At 41.8% G+C, this 1,769-nt stretch carries 4 protein-coding genes; all 4 read left to right on the top strand.

The window, feature by feature from the left end:
- Positions 1–243, top strand: a 243-nt coding sequence (locus DW917_RS17965; protein WP_233524818.1) for a hypothetical protein, incomplete at its 5' end; no start/stop codon positions are given.
- Between the two features lie 41 nt (positions 244–284).
- Positions 285–428: a hypothetical protein gene (locus DW917_RS17455; RefSeq protein WP_158570252.1), complete on the top strand. Its 144-nt coding sequence runs from the start codon at positions 285–287 to the stop codon at positions 426–428.
- A 787-nt stretch (positions 429–1,215) separates the two neighbouring features.
- Positions 1,216–1,371: a hypothetical protein gene (locus DW917_RS17450; protein ID WP_158570250.1), complete on the top strand. Its 156-nt coding sequence runs from the start codon at positions 1,216–1,218 to the stop codon at positions 1,369–1,371.
- 21 nt (positions 1,372–1,392) lie between these two features.
- Complete coding sequence (locus DW917_RS16745) at positions 1,393–1,764, top strand: hypothetical protein (protein WP_118120523.1); 372 nt, start codon at positions 1,393–1,395, stop codon at positions 1,762–1,764.
- Positions 1,765–1,769 lie beyond the last annotated feature (5 nt).

Genomic DNA, 1,769 nt, shown 5'->3' with positions numbered 1-1,769 from the left:
GCTATTCAGAAGATTTTAGCAGAATTTTTCGGAAAAATACTACCCAACGGTGTGGAGATTTTTTCGAAAACCGAAGGCTCGACCTTTTATTTCCAAAGCCCGCTGCCATACCTTTGCACCTGCACGATAACGGTTGATGCCAAAAGGAAAGACCTTGTGGAGGAAAGAAAATCAGAGCGGCAAATGAAAATAGAAACTTCACGGAAGTTTTGGACTGCACGATTATCGCATACTCATTTCTGAGAAATGGATACAATTACTGTCTTGCAAGTGTTTTTAGGAAAATGGAAATCGCATACAAGAATGGCACAGCCTTCAGAGAAATTCCGATGAAAGAAGAGTATGGCTTGTCCATGCTTCTTGCATCGGGTTTTCTCCAAGGCTGTGCAACCAAGCATGAAAGTGGTCGTTGGGGTTTACATCAATGACTTCTTTCTTGCGGTGGAGTATGCAAACAAAATTGTACGGCAAATCAAGGAATGGTGTTTCTTTTGATCGGTTAGCCTGCAACCGACAAAAAGAAACACTTTTCCTCATGCCGTACTACTGAGACATGAAAGGGTGGCGTGCCACTGTTTCATGTCGTTTGGATTGTGCGATAAAAAATGGAACTGCGAGTTGTGGCTATAAAAATCAGCCGTTGTCAGCACGGCAAACAAAGAAAAGTCCTTGGCAGTATAGTCTTGAAGCATTTCAAGGCATACTGTCAAGGATTTTTCTTGCCGTGCCATAGTCAGGGAAAGTTAGTCTGAGGTATGAGGACTGTCTTTCTTCGACGACGGCTGACTTTTATACAAAACACACGAAAGGATGAGAATATGCAAACGAAATAGACCATTCAAAAAACAGAAACCATTGCCACATAAGTTTGAATGGATTGAAACGGATATAGCAAAGAATAGAGAAGAATATGGTTTAATGAAAACAGATTTATCCAAGCAAAAAATCGAGGATAAAAAATCTTAAAACATTCTTTATCCACGATTAAATATCGTACCTTTGCAACCGAAAGAGTTCTTTGGATGGTTATGCAAATCACAGCAGGATGCTACATTCTGTTTATTTCTAATTCGTAACCTCTTCTTTTTATGAGATAAAAACTTATCTCATTCTCAATCACTTATAAAAAATACGTACTTTCGGCTGAGAAATATCACGCTCTCCTATAATTTCGAGCCATCTCTTCTGGAGCGCCTGCACATCAGCGGAGCATCTGTGTTCTTCACAGCCACCAACCTGTTTACCATTACCAACTGGCCAGGTTTGGATCCAGACATGTCGGCAACCAATGCCTTCTTAAAGACTACAGAGAATAAGGACGTTTATCCAATGAGCCGTTCTTTCTCCATCGGTCTGAAATTACAATTCTAACTCATACAAAGACTGTAGATTATGAAACATATAAGATTTCAATTTCTTACGCTCCTTTCAGCCACAGCACTGACTCTTACATCGTGTGACCTGATAGGTAGCCTCGACGGCATCGAACCAGAACATGTGGTTACTGATGACAATTATATCACTGATGTCTCAACTGCACAGACTGCGCTCAATGGTGTCTATGCCTCATGGCGCAGCACGGGTGTATCTTACCTGCGCTATGGAATGTCGTCTATGGCTCATACCCAGACTCAGGCGATGGTGATGGGGGCGGATGAGTTTGCTGCCGAGAACATCGAAACCAATAACAGTAATGTGGAGACGGCTTATACCGCCTACTACAATGTGATTAACCTCAAATCCGCAACCGCCCTCATAAGATGACACAG

The sequence above is a fragment of the Prevotella sp. AM42-24 genome, from assembly GCF_003461825.1.
GTDB lineage: Bacteria > Bacteroidota > Bacteroidia > Bacteroidales > Bacteroidaceae > Prevotella > Prevotella hominis.
This window is presented reverse-complemented; position numbering and strand designations above follow the sequence as displayed.

Coding starts and splice junctions, on each gene's coding strand:
- DW917_RS16745 (WP_118120523.1), top strand. CDS start 1,393: ATGAAACATATAAGATTTCAATTTCTTACGCTCCTTTCAGCCACAGCA.
- DW917_RS17455 (WP_158570252.1), top strand. CDS start 285: ATGGAAATCGCATACAAGAATGGCACAGCCTTCAGAGAAATTCCGATG.